11 protein-coding genes are annotated in these 14,666 nt (G+C 75.4%); 8 read left to right on the forward strand and 3 right to left on the reverse strand.

What is annotated here, in order from left to right:
• Positions 1-35: 35 nt before the first annotated feature.
• Positions 36-497, reverse strand: a complete 462-nt coding sequence (locus tag ACWDRR_RS35510; RefSeq protein ID WP_449776388.1) for a YwqJ-related putative deaminase — start codon at positions 495-497, stop codon at positions 36-38.
• A 363-nt stretch (positions 498-860) separates the two neighbouring features.
• On the opposite strand from ACWDRR_RS35510, the gene ACWDRR_RS35515 reads away from it, so the two are divergent.
• The 7 genes from ACWDRR_RS35515 (at position 861) to ACWDRR_RS35545 (ending at position 11,127) form a co-directional block, all read left to right on the forward strand.
• Entirely contained in the window at positions 861-2,039 is a 1,179-nt protein-coding gene (locus ACWDRR_RS35515; RefSeq protein WP_449776389.1) for a Gfo/Idh/MocA family protein, read from the forward strand.
• Positions 2,036-3,016 (forward strand): NAD-dependent epimerase/dehydratase family protein, encoded by a 981-nt coding sequence (locus ACWDRR_RS35520; RefSeq protein WP_449776390.1) that lies wholly within the window; start codon positions 2,036-2,038, stop codon positions 3,014-3,016. Before ACWDRR_RS35515 ends, ACWDRR_RS35520 begins: the two co-directional genes overlap by 4 nt.
• A 35-nt stretch (positions 3,017-3,051) precedes the next feature.
• Entirely contained in the window at positions 3,052-4,182 is a 1,131-nt protein-coding gene (locus ACWDRR_RS35525; RefSeq protein WP_449776391.1) for a DegT/DnrJ/EryC1/StrS family aminotransferase, read from the forward strand.
• A 147-nt stretch (positions 4,183-4,329) separates the two neighbouring features.
• Complete coding sequence (locus ACWDRR_RS35530) at positions 4,330-5,490, forward strand: DegT/DnrJ/EryC1/StrS family aminotransferase (RefSeq protein WP_449776392.1); 1,161 nt, start codon at positions 4,330-4,332, stop codon at positions 5,488-5,490.
• 176 nt (positions 5,491-5,666) lie between these two features.
• Positions 5,667-6,668: an SMI1/KNR4 family protein gene (locus tag ACWDRR_RS35535; protein WP_449776393.1), complete on the forward strand. Its 1,002-nt coding sequence runs from the start codon at positions 5,667-5,669 to the stop codon at positions 6,666-6,668.
• 75 nt (positions 6,669-6,743) lie between these two features.
• Positions 6,744-9,482: an SUKH-4 family immunity protein gene (locus ACWDRR_RS35540; RefSeq protein WP_449776394.1), complete on the forward strand. Its 2,739-nt coding sequence runs from the start codon at positions 6,744-6,746 to the stop codon at positions 9,480-9,482.
• A gap of 265 nt (positions 9,483-9,747) precedes the next feature.
• Complete coding sequence (locus ACWDRR_RS35545) at positions 9,748-11,127, forward strand: hypothetical protein (RefSeq protein ID WP_449776395.1); 1,380 nt, start codon at positions 9,748-9,750, stop codon at positions 11,125-11,127.
• Positions 11,128-11,193: 66 nt separating this feature from the next.
• Here the strand turns inward: ACWDRR_RS35545 and ACWDRR_RS35550 are convergent, their stop codons facing one another.
• On the reverse strand, positions 11,194-11,859 hold the full coding sequence (locus ACWDRR_RS35550; protein ID WP_449776396.1) for a hypothetical protein: 666 nt from the start codon (positions 11,857-11,859) through the stop codon (positions 11,194-11,196).
• A 388-nt stretch (positions 11,860-12,247) separates the two neighbouring features.
• Here ACWDRR_RS35550 and ACWDRR_RS35555 point away from each other — a divergent pair, with 388 nt between their 5' ends.
• Positions 12,248-12,649, forward strand: coding sequence for a beta/gamma crystallin domain-containing protein (locus ACWDRR_RS35555; RefSeq protein ID WP_449776397.1), 402 nt, complete (start codon positions 12,248-12,250; stop codon positions 12,647-12,649).
• A gap of 90 nt (positions 12,650-12,739) precedes the next feature.
• Here the strand turns inward: ACWDRR_RS35555 and ACWDRR_RS35560 are convergent, their stop codons facing one another.
• Positions 12,740-14,053, reverse strand: coding sequence for a nucleotide sugar dehydrogenase (locus ACWDRR_RS35560; protein WP_449776398.1), 1,314 nt, complete (start codon positions 14,051-14,053; stop codon positions 12,740-12,742).
• Between the last annotated feature and the right edge of the window lie 613 nt (positions 14,054-14,666).

Raw genomic sequence — 14,666 nt, forward strand, 5'->3', positions numbered from 1 at the left:
TGGTTCGGGGGCAGGGGGCGTACGAGGGCGCGCGGTCAGCGGGCGGGCGGGCCGACGGCGACGCTCTGCACGGTGAAGTGCTCCAACAGCGGTACGCAGGAGCGGCAGGGCGGGGCGTGGGTGCCGTGCGCCGGGTCGCCCTCCTCGCGGATCCGTATGGTGGTCAGTCGCGAGCCCTTGAGCGCCTTGCGGGCCTCGGGCAGGTTCATCGGCTTGCGGGCGGCGCGCTTGGAGCGCTTGCCGTCCACGACGGTCAGGTACTGGGAGAGCAGGACGGCCTCCGGGCAGCGGCCGGTGAAGCGCTCGCGGTGCTCCAGCGGCAGCGCGTCCAGGAAGTCGGTGACCAGCGGGTGCAGGCCCGGGCGCCGGGCGGGCTTGTCGCCGGCCAGGGTGTGCACCTCGCCGCCCTTCAGCGACAGGGCGGCGGCGACGGCGGGCAGCAGGCTGTCGCGGAAGTGGCGCAGCACGGGCGGGCCGACCGGTTCGCCGGTGGTCATACGTCGTCCTCCTCCTGTTTCTCCGTTGATGACCGGACCGTGTGGGGTCAGTCCGGGGCAAGCCTGTCAAATGGCACCGACATCCGTACAACCGGGGGGCGGCGGCGGGCGGCCGGGGGCCGCGACCGCCAGGGTGGGCACGCCGTGTCGGCCGGATCCGCACGCCATCGTCACGACTCGTCCTCGGGTTTCCCGAATCCGCCCCCGGCCGGGGGTGGCGGCCGGTAGCGTTCCAGCAGCGAGCCAAGGGGGTGGCCGGTCCCTGGGGGGTTGATCGGCCGGTTCGGCAACTCCTTTGCTCGGTCTGGCCGTTGAGGCCGCCGGGGCAAGGGCGCCCCGGCGTCGAGCAAGGGGGGTCTTGCGATGACGGAGACGGAAACCGCCAACGAGGCGCCCGGCGAGCACGTGCCCACACCGGGCGTGCCGCCGCAGCCCGCGCCCGCGCACCCGATCGGGATCGCGGTGGTCGGCGCCGGCTACTGGGGCCCGAACCTGGTCCGCAACGCGCAGCAGACGCCGGCGCTGCGCCTGCACTGGCTCTGCGACCTGGACGAGAGCAAGTCCCGGCGGGTGCTGGGGGAGTACAGCACCGTCCGGTCCACCACCTCCTTCGCGCAGGTGCTCGCGGACGAGCGGGTCGGCGCGGTCGCCGTGGCCACGCCCGCCGCCGCGCACTACCGGCTGGTCCGGGCCGCGCTGGAGGCCGGCAAACACGTCCTGGTGGAGAAGCCGATCACCACCTCCGCCGAGGAGGCCGCCGAGCTGGTGGCGCTCGCCGAGGAGCGCGGTCTGGTGCTGATGTGCGACCACACCTTCTGCTACACGCCCGTGGTGCGCCGGATCCGCGAGCTGGTGCACGGAGGGGAGATCGGCGACGTCCAGTTCTTCGACTCGGTGCGGATCAACCTCGGGCTGGTCCAGCCGGACGTGGACGTGCTCTGGGACCTCGCCCCGCACGACCTGTCCATCCTGGACTTCGTGCTGCCGCCGGGCGTCGACCCGATCGGGGTGTCCGCCCAGGGCGCCGACCCGATCGGCGCCGGCCGGGCCTGCGTCGCCTACCTGACGGTCCGGCTGAGCAACGGCGCGCTGGCGCACTGCCACGTCAACTGGCTCTCCCCGACCAAGGTCCGCACCACGCTCATCGGCGGCTCCCGGCGCACCCTGGTCTGGGACGACCTCAACCCGCAGGCCCGGCTCGCGGTGCACGACCGCGGCGTGGACCTCACCCCGCCCGACGAGCTGACCGACGCGATCCGCCACCAGACGCTGATCTCCTACCGGGTGGGCGAGATGGTCGCGCCCGCGCTGGTCGAGCAGGAGGCGCTGCGCAACGTGATGGCCGAGTTCGCCGCCGCCATCACCGAGGGCCGGGCCCCGCTCACCGACGGCCGGTCCGGGCTGCGCGTGCTGCAGCTGCTGGAGGCCGCCTCGCTCAGCCTGGAACTCGGCGGCGCCACCGTCCCGGTGGGTGCCGGCCTCGACGACGCTGTGCCGATCAACCGACTGTCCGACGCACACGAGAGGGCCGCCGCGCGGTGAACGCTGTACAGATCGAGGGCTCCCGCTGCCTGGTCACGGGCGGGGCCGGCACCATCGGCTCCACCGTGGTCGACCAGCTGATCGAGGCGGGCGCCCGCGAGGTGATCGTGCTCGACAACTTCGTCCGCGGCCGCAGGGCCAATCTGGCGTACGCCCAGGAGATCGCCGCACCCGGACAGCTGCGGGTGGTGGACGGCGACATCCGCGACCGCGGGCTCCTGCGCGAACTGCTGGACCCCGGCACCGACCTGCTGTTCCACCTGGCCGCGATCCGGATCACCCAGTGCGCCACCGAGCCCCGGCTGGCCCTGGAGATCATGGTGGACGGCACCTTCGACGTGGTGGAGGCCGCCGCGGAGGTCGGCGTCGGCAAGGTGATCGCCTCCTCCACCGCCTCCGTCTACGGCCTCGCCGACGTCTTCCCGACGCCCGAGACCCAGCACCCGTACCACAACGACACCCTGTACGGGGCGGCCAAGGTCTTCAACGAGGGCCTGCTGCGCAGCTTCCACGCGATGGCCGGCCTGGACTACGTCGCGCTCCGGTACTTCAACGTCTACGGGCCCCGGATGGACGTCCACGGCAAGTACACCGAGGTGTTCATCCGCTGGATGGAGCGGATCGCCGCCGGGCAGCCACCGCTGATCTTCGGCGACGGCGCGCAGACCATGGACTTCGTCTACACCGAGGACATCGCCCGGGCCAACCTGCTGGCCGCCGCGGCGCCCGTCACCGACCGGGTCTACAACATCGCCAGCAGCACCGAGGTCTCGCTGCGCGGCCTGGCCGACGCCCTGCTCACCGCGATGGACCGCACCGACCTGGACGTCGAGCACGGCCCCGCCCGGGGCACGGCCGGCGGCGTGGTCCGGCGCCTGGCGGACATCACCGCCGCCGAGCGCGACCTCGGCTGGAAGCCCGAACTCGGCCTCGACGACGGCCTGCGCAGGCTGGTCGCCTGGTGGCGCGAGCAGTAGTCCCCCTTGTCTGCACGGCAGTTCGGAGCACACCTGTGTCCACCATCCCCGTCATGATCCCCTGGCTCGGCGAGGAGGAGGCCCTCGCCGCCGCCGAGGCCGTCCGCTCCGGCTGGGTGGCCCAGGGCCCCCGGGTCGCCGAGTTCGAGCGGGCCTTCGCCGAACACCTCGGGGTGCCGCACGCCGTCGCGGTCTCCTCCTGCACCACCGCCCTGCACCTGGCGCTGATCGGCGCCGGCGTCGGGCCCGGGGACGAAGTGGTCGTCCCCTCGCTCTCCTTCGTCGCCACCGCCAACGCCGTCACCTACGTCGGCGCCGTCCCGGTCTTCGCCGACGTGGACGCCACCACCGGCAACCTCACCCCCGCCACCGTCGAACCGCTGCTCACCGGGCGGACCAGGGCCGTGATCGCGGTCGACCAGGGCGGTGTCCCGGTCGACCTGGACGGGCTCCGGGAGCTGGTCGAGCCGCGCGGCGCCACCGTGGTCGAGGACGCCGCCTGCGCGGCCGGTTCGGTGTACCGGGGCCTACCGGTGGGCGGTACGGCCGCGCTCGCCGCCTACTCCTTCCACCCGCGCAAGCTGCTCACCACCGGCGAGGGCGGCATGGTCACCTGTCGGGACGGCGCGCTCGCCGCCCGGCTGCGCCGGCTGCGCGAGCACGGGATGAGCGTCTCGGCCGCCGACCGGCACGCCGCGAAGGGCGGGGCCGGCCGGCTGGAGACGTACGACGAGATCGGCTTCAACTACCGGATGACCGACATCCAGGCGGCGATCGGCCTGGTGCAGCTGCGCAAGCTGCCGGCCATGGTCGCCCGGCGGCGCGAACGCGCCGAGCGGTACCGGGAGCTGCTGGCCGGTACCGGCGCCCGGCTGGTGGCCGACCCGGTGCACGGCAGCACCAACTACCAGTCCTGCTGGCTGCTGCTGCCGGACACCGCCCCCGACAGCCGCACGGTGCTGGACGCCCTCGCCGCCGAGGGGGTCTCCGCCCGGCGCGGCATCATGGCGGCCCACCTGGAGGCCCCGTACAAGGGCACCGCCCGGGTGCCGCTGCCCGTCACCGAGCTGCTCACCCGCCGCTCGCTGATCCTGCCGCTCTACCACGCGCTCACCGAGCGGCAGCAGGACCGGGTGGTCGACGCCCTGCGGGCCGCCCTCGGCTGAGCGCCGAGTGCCGGGCCGGCCGCCGGGCCGCCGTGGACAGCCCGCCGTGGACAGCCCGCCGCGCCCGGACCCGCCCACCGGCGCGGCCCGGGCGGTCGCCGCCGTACGCCCGCTCCGATCCGCCGAGACGCCCCAGGGGAGACCAGGATGACCACCGGCCAGTTCGTCGACCAGTCTGCTGATCAGCCCGCAGACCAGCCCGCAGACCAGCCCGTTCCGCTCGTGGACCTGTTGGCCGCGCACGCCGAGGTGGCGGCCGAGGTCCGGGCCGGCTTCGACCGGGTGCTCGCCACCGGCGGCTACGTCAAGGGCCCCGAGACGGCCGGCTTCGAGGAGGAGTACGCGGCCTTCTCCGGCACCCGGCACTGCGTCGGCGCCGCCAACGGCACCGACGCCCTCGAACTGGCCCTGCGCGCCCTCGACCTGCGGCCCGGCGGCCGCGTGGTGCTCCCCGCCAACACCTTCGTCGCCACCGCCGAGGCCGTGGTCCGGGCCGGGCTGCGCCCGGTGCTGGTCGACGCCGACCCGGACCACCTGCTGATCGACCCCGAGCGCGCGGCGGACGCCCTGCCCGGCGCCGTCGCGCTGCTGCCCGTCCACCTCAACGGGCAGCTCGCCCCGATGGCCCCGCTGCTGGAGCTGGCCGCCGGCCGGCCCGTGGTGGAGGACGCCGCGCAGTCCCAGGGCGCCCGGCAGCACGGCCGCGCCTTCCACGGGCTGATCTCCGCCACCAGCTTCTACCCCGGCAAGAACCTCGGCGCGTACGGGGACGCGGGCGCCGTCGTCACCGACGACGACGATCTGGCCGCCGCCGTCCGGCTGATCGGCGACCACGGCTCGGGCCGCAAGTACGAGCACGAGCGGTTCGGCTTCAACTCCCGGATGGACGCGCTGCAGGCCGTCGTGCTGCGGGCCAAGCTGCGCCGGCTGCCCGCCTGGAACGAGGCCCGCCGCGCCGCCGCCGGGCGCTACCACCGGCTGCTGGCCGGGTTCGACGGTCTCACCCTGCCGAGGGCCGCGCCCGGCAACGAGCACGTCTGGCACCTGTACGCGGTGCGGATCGGGCCCGGCCGGGACCGGGACGCCGTCCTCGCCGCGCTGCAGGCCGCGGGCGTCGGCGCCGGCGTCCACTACCCGGTGCCGGTCCACCTGCAGCCCGCGTTCCGTCATCTCGGCCACGGGGCGGGCGCGTTCCCGGTCGCCGAGCGGGCCGCCCGGGAGCTGCTCACCCTGCCGCTCTTCCCGCAGATCACCGAGGGCCAGCAGGAACGCGTCGTCGAGGTGCTGGCCAAGGCGCTCGCGGCCTGAACCCGCTCCGCCCGCTCTCCACCCGCTCCGCGCCCGTGCCCCCCGCTCGTACTCCCGGCCGCCGTGGTCCCCGCTCGTACGGTGTCACCCGGGCGGGGGGTCGGGGCGCGGGGTGACCCCCTACGCTGGTGTCCAGCAAGCGCACCGAATTTGCAGCAGCCAGTGGGGGCTCCCAGATGACGACAGGTCGGCCCGGCGTCGCCGCCGCGCCCAACGCGGCGTACGCAGGTCAGGTGGTGCAGTTCCCGGACCCGGTCCGCGCCGAGCGGCACCCCGCCGGGGTCCGGGTGGACGAGCACGGCCATCCGGACTTCGGCCCGTACGCGGCCGCCGCGGCCGAGGTCGCCGACCCGCCGCCGGGCTTCGGCGTCGACGAACTGCGGCTGACCGACTACGTCTCGGCCAACGCCGCCCAGTTCACCCAGGGCCATCCGCTCTGGGCCGACCTGGACACCGCCGTCGCCACCCCGCCCGGCTGGACCTGGCACCACGCGGTCGGCCGGGCCGCGCCCGGCTGGCGGCGGATGGAGCTCGTCCCGGTCGAGGTCAAGGCGCTGCTGCGGCACCACGGCGGCCTGGCCACCTCCACCGCCGACCACAGCCGCCGCGGCACCCGCCCGCTGCAGGAGCGCCGGCCGGTGCACTTCTCGCTCGCCAGGGACGGCAGCGACCCGATCGGCGTCCCCGAGGACCTGGTGCAGCGGGCCGAGGAGCGCCTCGGCTACCGGCTGCCCGGCGCGTACCGCACCTTCCTCAAGCTCGCCGGCGGGCGGGCCCCGGTCGGCGTGGCGCTCGGCCCCGAGCTCGGGCTGCTGCTCGACCAGCCGTTCCTGACCCTCAGCGAGGAGTACGGCACCGAGGACGTCGTCTACGCCAACAAGTGCCTGCGCGACCACCTCACCAAGGACTACCTGGGCATCGCCTACGCCCAGGGCGGCATCGTGGCGCTCAAGGTGCGCGGCGACCGGATCGGCTCGGTCTGGTTCTGCCTCTACGACGACGCCCGCGACGACGGCGCCCCCGAGGCGCCCGAGGAGCGGGTCACCCGGCTGCTGCTGCCCTGCGGCGAGGACTTCGACGACTTCCTGCTCCGGCTGGCCGGCAGCCCGCCGGAGCTGGAGACGGTCGCGGAGCTGATGGTGGACGGCGGCTTCGCCCGCGCCGTGCCGGTGGGCTGACGTGGCCCGCACGGCTCCGGCGGCGGTGGTGGTAGCGGAACAAGCGGGGACGAAGGGGACAGGGGTGAACCGGGCGTGGTGACGTACGCGCAGGCACAGGAGCTCGCCGACGAGTGGATCAACGGCGGGGTGCCGCGTTCGCAGCAGCGCGAGGTACGGGTCCGGGAGTTCGACCTGGGCTTCGTCTGCTGGGCGGTGCAGCCCGTGGAGGGCGCGGCCGGCGATGCCGGCGGCCGGGCGGACGGCCCCGACGGGGCGGGTGGCTCGGCGGGCGCGGGTGGTTCGGCGGGTGAGGCGCGGCTGGTGATCGCCCGTGACTCCGGCGCCAGCACGCTCTGGCCCGCGCTGCCGGTCAACGAGGTGGTCCGGCAGTACGAGGAGGTCTACGGGCGGCCGGTCGCGGCCAACCCGGCCGGCGCGGCGAAGCCCGCGCCCGGTCCGGTCGAGGCGACGTCCTTCCTGCTGAGCCCGCCGCAGTGGCTCCAGGAGGCGGGCGCCGCGGCGATCGCCGCCGAGGCCGAGCGGCTCGGCTCCCCGGCTCCGGCTCCGGTGGTCGCGCCCGCGCCCGCGCCGGCCCCCGCCCCCGCGCCGGTCGCGCCGGTGGTGCCCGAGGCCGTGCCGGCGCCCGCCGTGCTGACCACGCCGCCGGTCTCCGAGCGGCCGGCCGGGGACGCGCCGACCATGCTGGCCCCGCCGCCCGGCCACGGCGGACCGCCGCTGACGGCTCCTCCCGCCACCCCGCCGGTGCCCGACGCGCCGCTCGCCCCGCCCGCCCCGCGGGCGGGTGCCGAGGCGGCGACCGTGCTGCTGCCCGACGGTCTGCGCACCAACGGCGCGGGCCTGCCCGGCGCGCCCCGGCCCGGTGCCGAGGCGGCCACCGTGCTGCTGCCCGAGAGCGGCTACGGCACGGCCCCGGTGCCGCCCGCCGCCGCGCCGGCGCCCGAGCCCGCACCGACGGTGCTCGCGCCGCCGGGCGGCCTGCCGGGGTTGGCCGGTCTGCCGGGCGCCCCGGGCCCCGGTACGCCCGCTCCCGGTACGCCCGTGCCCGGTGTGCCGGCTCCGGCCGCGCCCGTGATGCCGTCGGCCGAGCAGGCCCCGACCATGCTGGCGCCGCCGGACGGCCTGCCCGGCGCCCCGGCTCCCGGTGTCCCGGCGACCCCGCCGCCGGGTGGTCCCGGGGTCGAACACGCCGCGACCATGCTGGCCTCGCCGGACGCGCTGCCCGGTCTGCTGGGCCTGCCCGGAGCTCCCGGCCCCGGCGCGCCCGCCGCCCCGGGCGCCGATGCCCCGCACGCCCCGCACGGGGCGCTCGGCCGGGGTGGGGCCTCGGCCCCGCCGCCGCCCCCGCCGGCCGCCCTGCGCGGCGGCCCGGCCGCTCCGGGCACCGCACCGGTCTCCCTCGGCCGGGGTTCGGCCTCCGCTCCGCCGCCGCCCCCGCCGGGCGAGCTGAGGCAGTCCCCCGGCGCGGGTGCCCCCGCCGCCGGAGCGGGCGGTCGCGGCGCGGCGGGCGCCCCGCCGCCCCCGCCCCCGGCCGGCCTGCGCGGCGCCGGAGCCCCGCCCGCACCGCCCGTCGCGGCCACGCCCGGCGCCGGGGTCGCGTACGAGCGCACCCAGCTGGCGGGCGCGATCGACCCCGCGCTGCTCGGCGGCGTCCCGGCCGATCCCGGCACCCCGCCGTCCGGCGGCCCGGCCGTGCCGCCGCCGCCCGGCCCCGGCGCGCCCGCGGCCGGCTACGGCTACCCCGGTGCGGCCTCGCCCGTCGCCCCGGCTCCCGCTCCCGCGGCGGTCGTCCCGCCGGCGCCCGTCCCCGGTCCGCCGCAGGGCGCCCCGGTGCCGCCCGGCGTGCCCGCCGTCGGCCCCGGCTACTTCGCCGCGCTCAGCTACCGCGGCCCGGACGGCTCCGAGCAGAAGCTGCTGCACCGCAGCGAGCCGGGCACCCCGCACCCGGAGTGGAAGATCCTGCAGGACCTGCGCCGGCTGAACGTCCCGCCGGAGCAGGTGCTGGAGCTCTACACCGAGCTGGAGTCCTGCGACCTGCCGGGCGGCTACTGCAACCGGATGATCGCCGCCTCCTGGCCGAACGTCCGGCTCACCCACACCGCCGACTACGGCCGGGACCACCACTCCCGGCAGGCCGGCATGGCCCAGCTGCTCGACCACCTGGACGAGCTGCACCAGCTGGCCTCGGGCGCCCAGCGGGTCCGCCCGTTCCGGGTGCCGCTGCCCGCCCCGGGCACCGTCCCGCCGCTGCCGCCGATCGCCCCGCAGCAGCTCGGCCACGAGCTCGGCCAGGCCTTCGGGCCGAACGTGTTCCAGTTCGAGCAGCGGGCCGTCTCCCGCCAGGGCGTCCCCGAGCCGGTGGCGCAGACCCTGATGTGGGCGGGCCTGCCGCGCGAGTTCGGGCCCTTCTTCTGGGCCCAGGCCCAGGAGGGCCGCCCGATCCCGACGCTCGCCGAGCTGGCCGCCGAGCGCGGCCTGGCCGGCGGCCCGGACTTCGGCGGCTACCTGGTGCTCGGCAACGACTACGGCCGCCAGCTCTGCGTGCAGTACGGCACGGCGCACGTGGTCGCGGTGGACCTGGAGGGAACCGGCGAGCCGCCGCGGTTCGTCAACAGTGGTGTACCGGAGTTCGTTCGCGCCCTGGCCCTGCTGGGCCGGATGTGGCGGCTGCGGTACGGGCTGACCCCGGACCAGGCCGGTCGCTGGACGACCGACTTCCAGGCTCAGCTCGCCGCGATCGACCCGGCGGCCCTGCAGTCGGCGGACACCTGGTGGGCCGTCCTCCTGGAGCAGTTCTGGGACGGCCTGTTGTAGCGGGCCGGCTTGGATCCGCGCAGGTGGAAGGGGTCGTTCCGGTGTCCGGAACGACCCCTTCGGCGTGCCGTCGCGGCTCTGCCTCGTTGGGGTTTCGCCCTGATCTGCGCAAAATAGGTCAAGAGGATGGGTCTATTCGTCCAATCCTCGCCGCGAACCGATCCGTACGACGTCCGAATCCGGACCGGGTTCCGGATCCGGTTCCGGATTCGTCCGTTCCGTCCGATCATGGGCTCCGCAGCCCGCGACCCGAGGGGAAGAGCCCATGAGCGATGCCGTCCCCCAGTACGGCTTCACCGCTGCCCGGCGTGGTTACGCGCCCGAGCAGGTAGACCGAGCCCTGACCGTCTTCACCGCCCAACGGGACGAGGCGTGGGAGCGGCTGAGCGTGCTAGGCGCCGGAATCCGGGAGATGGAGCGGCGCCTGGCCGACATCCAGCAGGCCGCCGCCGATGCCCCGGACCCGGACTACCAGGTGCTCAGCGAGCAGGCCGCCGGACTGGCCACGATGGCCGCGAACGAGGCCAGGGCGGTCCGGGAGGCCGCCGAGCGCTTCGCCGAGGACCTCCGTGACGAGGTCTACGAGGCCGGCCAGGCGCTCGGCCAGGCCGCGAAGGAGTACGGCGCCACCACCCGCTCCGAGGCCGACCAGGCCGCCCGCCGCACCGACGAGCGGACCCGCGCCGAGGCCGAGGCGATCCGGGCCGACACCGACCGCGAGGCCCGGACCCTCCGGGACGCCGCCACGGCCCACGCCGCCAAGGTGCGGGTGGCGGCGGCCGAGGCGTCCGAGCTGGCCGAGGCCAAGCTCGCCGAGCTGCGCCGGGAGGCCGACGAGACCTTCGCGGCGGTCGCGGCCAAGGCCGACGCCGAGGACGCCGAGATCTCGGCGACCGCGGAGCGCCGGGTCAAGGAGGCCGAGCAGTACCGGGAGACCGTGCTCGGACAGATCAAGCAGTCGGACGCCGAGGCGCAGGCCCGGGCGGACCAGCTGATCGAGCAGGCCCGGCGCGAGGCCGAGCGGATCAACGCGGCGAGCGAGCGCGAGCAGCGCGAGTTCGCCGTCCGGCAGGAGACGGTGCAGCAGCACCTGGACCACATCAAGGCCACCCTCGCCTCGCTCACCGGCGCGGCGGTGGGTGCGATCGAACCGGTCGAGGTCGCCGGGCCGGCCGAGCCGGGCGACGGCGCGCCGGAGGTGGACTCCGAGGCGGACACCGGCGAGATCGCGGTGGCGAGCCTGCGCAAGGCCGTCGCGGTGGGCGGCGGACAGCCGGCCGGTACCGACGCGGCCACCGCGGTGCTGCCGGCGGTCACCCCCGGCCCGAAGGGTCCGGTCGACGCCGCTCCCGCGGACGCCGCCCCGGCGGCCGCGGAGGCCGCTGCCGAAGCGGTCACCACCGGCCCGGTCAGCCCCGGCCCGGTGGCGCCCGGACCGGTGGCGCCCGCCGCCCCGGTGGGGGTGCCGCCCCGGCCTGCCACGCCGCCGAGCGGGTCGACCGCGACGGGTGCCGCGGCCGCGGCGGCCGCCGCGCAGGGCCGGGCGGGGGACGACGAGACCCGGATCATTCCGAAGATCGTGATCGTCGACGACGGCACCGACTACGCCACCCCCAACACGGTGGGCCTCAACCGGCGGCGCTGAGACGCCGAGGCCCGTGCGCCACCCCCGGGTGCCGTACGGGCCCGGGGCGCCGCACGCGTCGGATTCCTACGAGCCGCCGGCCACCAGCCGGGTGAGCTTCGCCTCCTGGGCCCTGACCGCCTCCTGCTGGGCGGTCAGGGCCTGCGCGTTCCGGTCGATCTGCTGCCGCTGGTAGCCGGCCAGGACGGCGAACCAGATCCCCGCCAGGTTGCTCCGGAGCGTGCAGTCGGCGTCGGCGCGGGCCATCGCGAGCTCGCCCGGGGTGATCTCCGCGACGGCCCGGTACCGCTCCGGCAGGGCCGCCGGGTCGTCGGCCCGGAAGCCGGCGGCGGCCATGCAGGCGGACCAGTCGCCGGTCGCCGCGGTCACCCGGGCGTCGCGGCCGGTCGCCCCGATGGATTCGTCGAAGAGCCGGCCGACCAGCTCGGCGCCCGGGCCCGGCGGTGAGCCGATCCGCTCCGCCGCCTGCCGGTCGCAGTCGACCCGGGCGGTGTCGTAGGCCTCGCCGGAGCCGGCCGCCGGTGCGGTCGGCCGGGGCAGTGCCCGCTTCGGCGGATGGAACCCCTGGACGGCGGCGACCTCGGCGCCGAGGTACCCCCAGGCGCCGGCCGGCAGGGCGGTCGCGTTGTCCGGGGCCTGCGCGGCCTGCAGGCCGTCGCCGCCGAACCCGGTGAATCCGGCCCGCTGCATACAGGAGACGACCAGCATATTCCTGGCCTGAATCTCTTTCACGGCCACCTGGTCATTGGCCTGATAAGCGGAAAGCGGCAGTCCGGTCATTCCGGCGCGGCCGGATTCCGGGGGCTTCGGTGTGCCGATCGCCGGGGGTGTCGGCGCGGATTTCGTCGAACTGCCCCCGGAAGGGTCGGTGCAGCCTGCGGAAATCGCCGACAGCGCGGCCGCCAGAGTGATGGCGGTGAATCGTCCGAAATGTGGTGGACGTGCCAATCGTCTGCTCCGATCCTGAGGCGCGGCAAGGTTGTTCGGACCCTAGCGCATTCCGCTTGACCCCGGCCCGGCGGGCTGTCCCGGGGTTTCGGCTTGGCCGGAAATCAGCTGTTCGGCAGCAGGCCCCCATGTAAATCTCTGGAGTCGCAACCGCTGTCGATGGAGGGGTTTCATGATTCGCCGCACAAATCCCGCAAATCCCCGCAGGGATCGCCGCACCGGAAATGTCCTGGCCCGCCGGATCGGTGCCGTCGCCGTTCTCACCGCCGCCGCGGCCGCGCTGCTGCCGACCACCGGCGCGAACGCGGTGAGCCGGGTCGACTGCGGAAACCGCACCGATTTCGCGAAGGTGTACAACTACGGCTACAGCGGCCGGCTCTGCTTCGCGAATGACGGCTGGATGTCCGTCCGCGTCTACAACGTCGACCGGATCGATGCGGGCAACAACCGGGTCATCACCTATCTGGGGGGTGGCCTCGGCTCCTGGACCGTCTTCAACTGGGAGCAGTACGACTTCAACGGCAACCAGGGCTATCAGGTGACGATGTACGACATCAATCTCTCCCGCTGGTAGCCGCCGGTGGCCGGAGCGGGCCGGATTTCCCGTGCGCGGTGCCGGGCGGGTGCGGACGCCCGGCACCGCGTTTCCGCTTGTCGACGGGCCCTAGAGCACCTCGACGGCCGCGCCCGCGAGCCGGCGGCGGCAGTCCAGCACGTAGCGGGAGTGCGTGGCGACGGCCTCGTAGTCGAACTCGTCGTGGTCGGCGAGCAGCACCACCGCGTCGGCCGCGGCCAGCTCCTCCGGCGTCGCCTCGACCCGGCGGACGGCGGCGAACGGGTCGCCGTGCGGGTCCAGCTCGGGGGCCCGCTGCCCGGGGATCACCGGCTCCGGGACGTGCACCCCGACGACCACGTGCGGGTCGGCGGCCCGGACCTCGGCGCCCATCCGGGTCAGCAGCTCGGCGACCCGGGCGGCCGGCGTCTCCCGGGCGTCGCCGGTGTTCTTCTTGTAGGCGAGCCCGAGCAGCAGCACCCGGGAGCCCTTGACGGAGCGCTGCCGCTCGTTCAGCGCCTCGGCGAGCCGGCGCACCACGTAGTCGGGCATGTGGCTGTTCACGTCGTTGGCCAGCTCGACGAAGCGGAACGACTGGCCGAGCGCCCGCTCCACCCGCCAGGACAGGTAGGAGGGGTCGATCGGCAGGCAGTGCCCGCCGACCCCGGGCCCCGGGGTGAAGCGCAGATAGCCGAACGGCTTGGTGGAGGCGGCGTCGATCGCCTCCCAGACGTCGATGCCGAGGTCGTGCGCGAACATCGCCAGCTCGTTGACCAGGGCGATGTTCACATGCCGGAAGGTGTTCTCCAGCAGCTTGGTCAGCTCGGCCTCCTTGCAGGAGGAGACCGGCACCGTCCGTTCGACCAGCCGCCCGTAGAAGCCCTCGACCGCCGCCAGTGCCGCCGGATCGACGCCGGAGACCACCTTCGGGGTGTTCTCCAGTCGCCAGGTCGGGTTGCCCGGGTCGATCCGCTCGGGGCTGTAGCCGAGGTGGAAGTCGCGGCCGGCGGTCAGCCCCGAGCCCTCCTCCAGCAGCGGCGCGAGCAGCTCCTCGGTGGTGCCCGGGTAGGTGGTGGACTCCAGCACGACGGTCGCCCCCGGGCGCAGGTGCTGGGCGAGCAGCCGGGCCGAGGACTCGATGAAGGAGAGGTCGGGCACCCCGTCGCGCAGCGGCGTCGGCACGGTGATCACCGCGATGTCGAAGCCGGCCACGTCGGCCGGATCGGCGGACGGCAGGTACGTGCCGCTCTCCAGCAGCGGCCGTAGCCGCGCGGCCGGGATGTCCTCGACGTAGGACTCGCCGACGGCCAGCCGTTTGATCCGGCGCTCGTCCACGTCGTAGCCGACCACCCGGTAGCCCACCTCGGCCGCCCGGACCGCCAGTGGCAGCCCCACATAGCCCTGACCTGCGATGACAACGCGCATGACGAAGAACCCCCTCCATCGCGACGCCCCCTGGTCCCCTCCGGGGCATCCCCACACGGCCTTCACAACAGGGTAGGGAGCGGCGCCGGGCCGCGTGGCTTTTCGGCGAAGTGGGCGGATCCGTCACCCGCGGGGCCGTGGGCGGGGGCCGGGGTGCGGTGTGCGGGGAACGGGGAAGGGGCGCGAGGGAGGGGTGCGAGGTGGGGAACGGGCGCGCGCGGAGCGAGTGGCTGTGAACGGCCGAGCCGAACGGCGAAGACCGTGCCGAACCGCGGGGACGGGGCCGAACCGCGGGGTGGGGCCGGACGACAAAGAGGCCGAGACCCGTGGCGCCCTCCAGGAAAGGGCGCCACGGTTCCCGGCGCTTGGGCGGGCGCCCCCACCCAGGGTCGCCCGGCCTCGCACTCCCGACCCCCATCGGGTGTGCGACTGTGCCGCCACAGCCATCCCCCACGGTTGGGTGCGGCGGGCACATTCACCATGGTGCGCGATCTCCATGGACGGGCAGTGACAGGAGTATGTCCAGTTCGTGGCAGATCGCGGAGCCCGAGTCGCAGCGTGCGGCCGGTGCTTCGTCCCCGTCCGGGCGTCGCCGCGGCCGGGCCCCGCGCCC

This window comes from Kitasatospora sp. NPDC003701, from assembly GCF_053587085.1.

What these genes read in the sequence shown, in the direction of transcription:
- ACWDRR_RS35555 (WP_449776397.1), top strand. Translation starts at nt 12,248, where the DNA reads ATGATTCGCCGCACAAATCCCGCAAATCCCCGCAGGGATCGCCGCACC.
- ACWDRR_RS35515 (WP_449776389.1), top strand. Translation starts at nt 861, where the DNA reads ATGACGGAGACGGAAACCGCCAACGAGGCGCCCGGCGAGCACGTGCCC.
- ACWDRR_RS35530 (WP_449776392.1), top strand. Translation starts at nt 4,330, where the DNA reads ATGACCACCGGCCAGTTCGTCGACCAGTCTGCTGATCAGCCCGCAGAC.
- ACWDRR_RS35560 (WP_449776398.1), bottom strand. Translation starts at nt 14,053, where the DNA reads ATGCGCGTTGTCATCGCAGGTCAGGGCTATGTGGGGCTGCCACTGGCG.
- ACWDRR_RS35510 (WP_449776388.1), bottom strand. Translation starts at nt 497, where the DNA reads ATGACCACCGGCGAACCGGTCGGCCCGCCCGTGCTGCGCCACTTCCGC.
- ACWDRR_RS35545 (WP_449776395.1), top strand. Translation starts at nt 9,748, where the DNA reads ATGAGCGATGCCGTCCCCCAGTACGGCTTCACCGCTGCCCGGCGTGGT.
- ACWDRR_RS35535 (WP_449776393.1), top strand. Translation starts at nt 5,667, where the DNA reads ATGACGACAGGTCGGCCCGGCGTCGCCGCCGCGCCCAACGCGGCGTAC.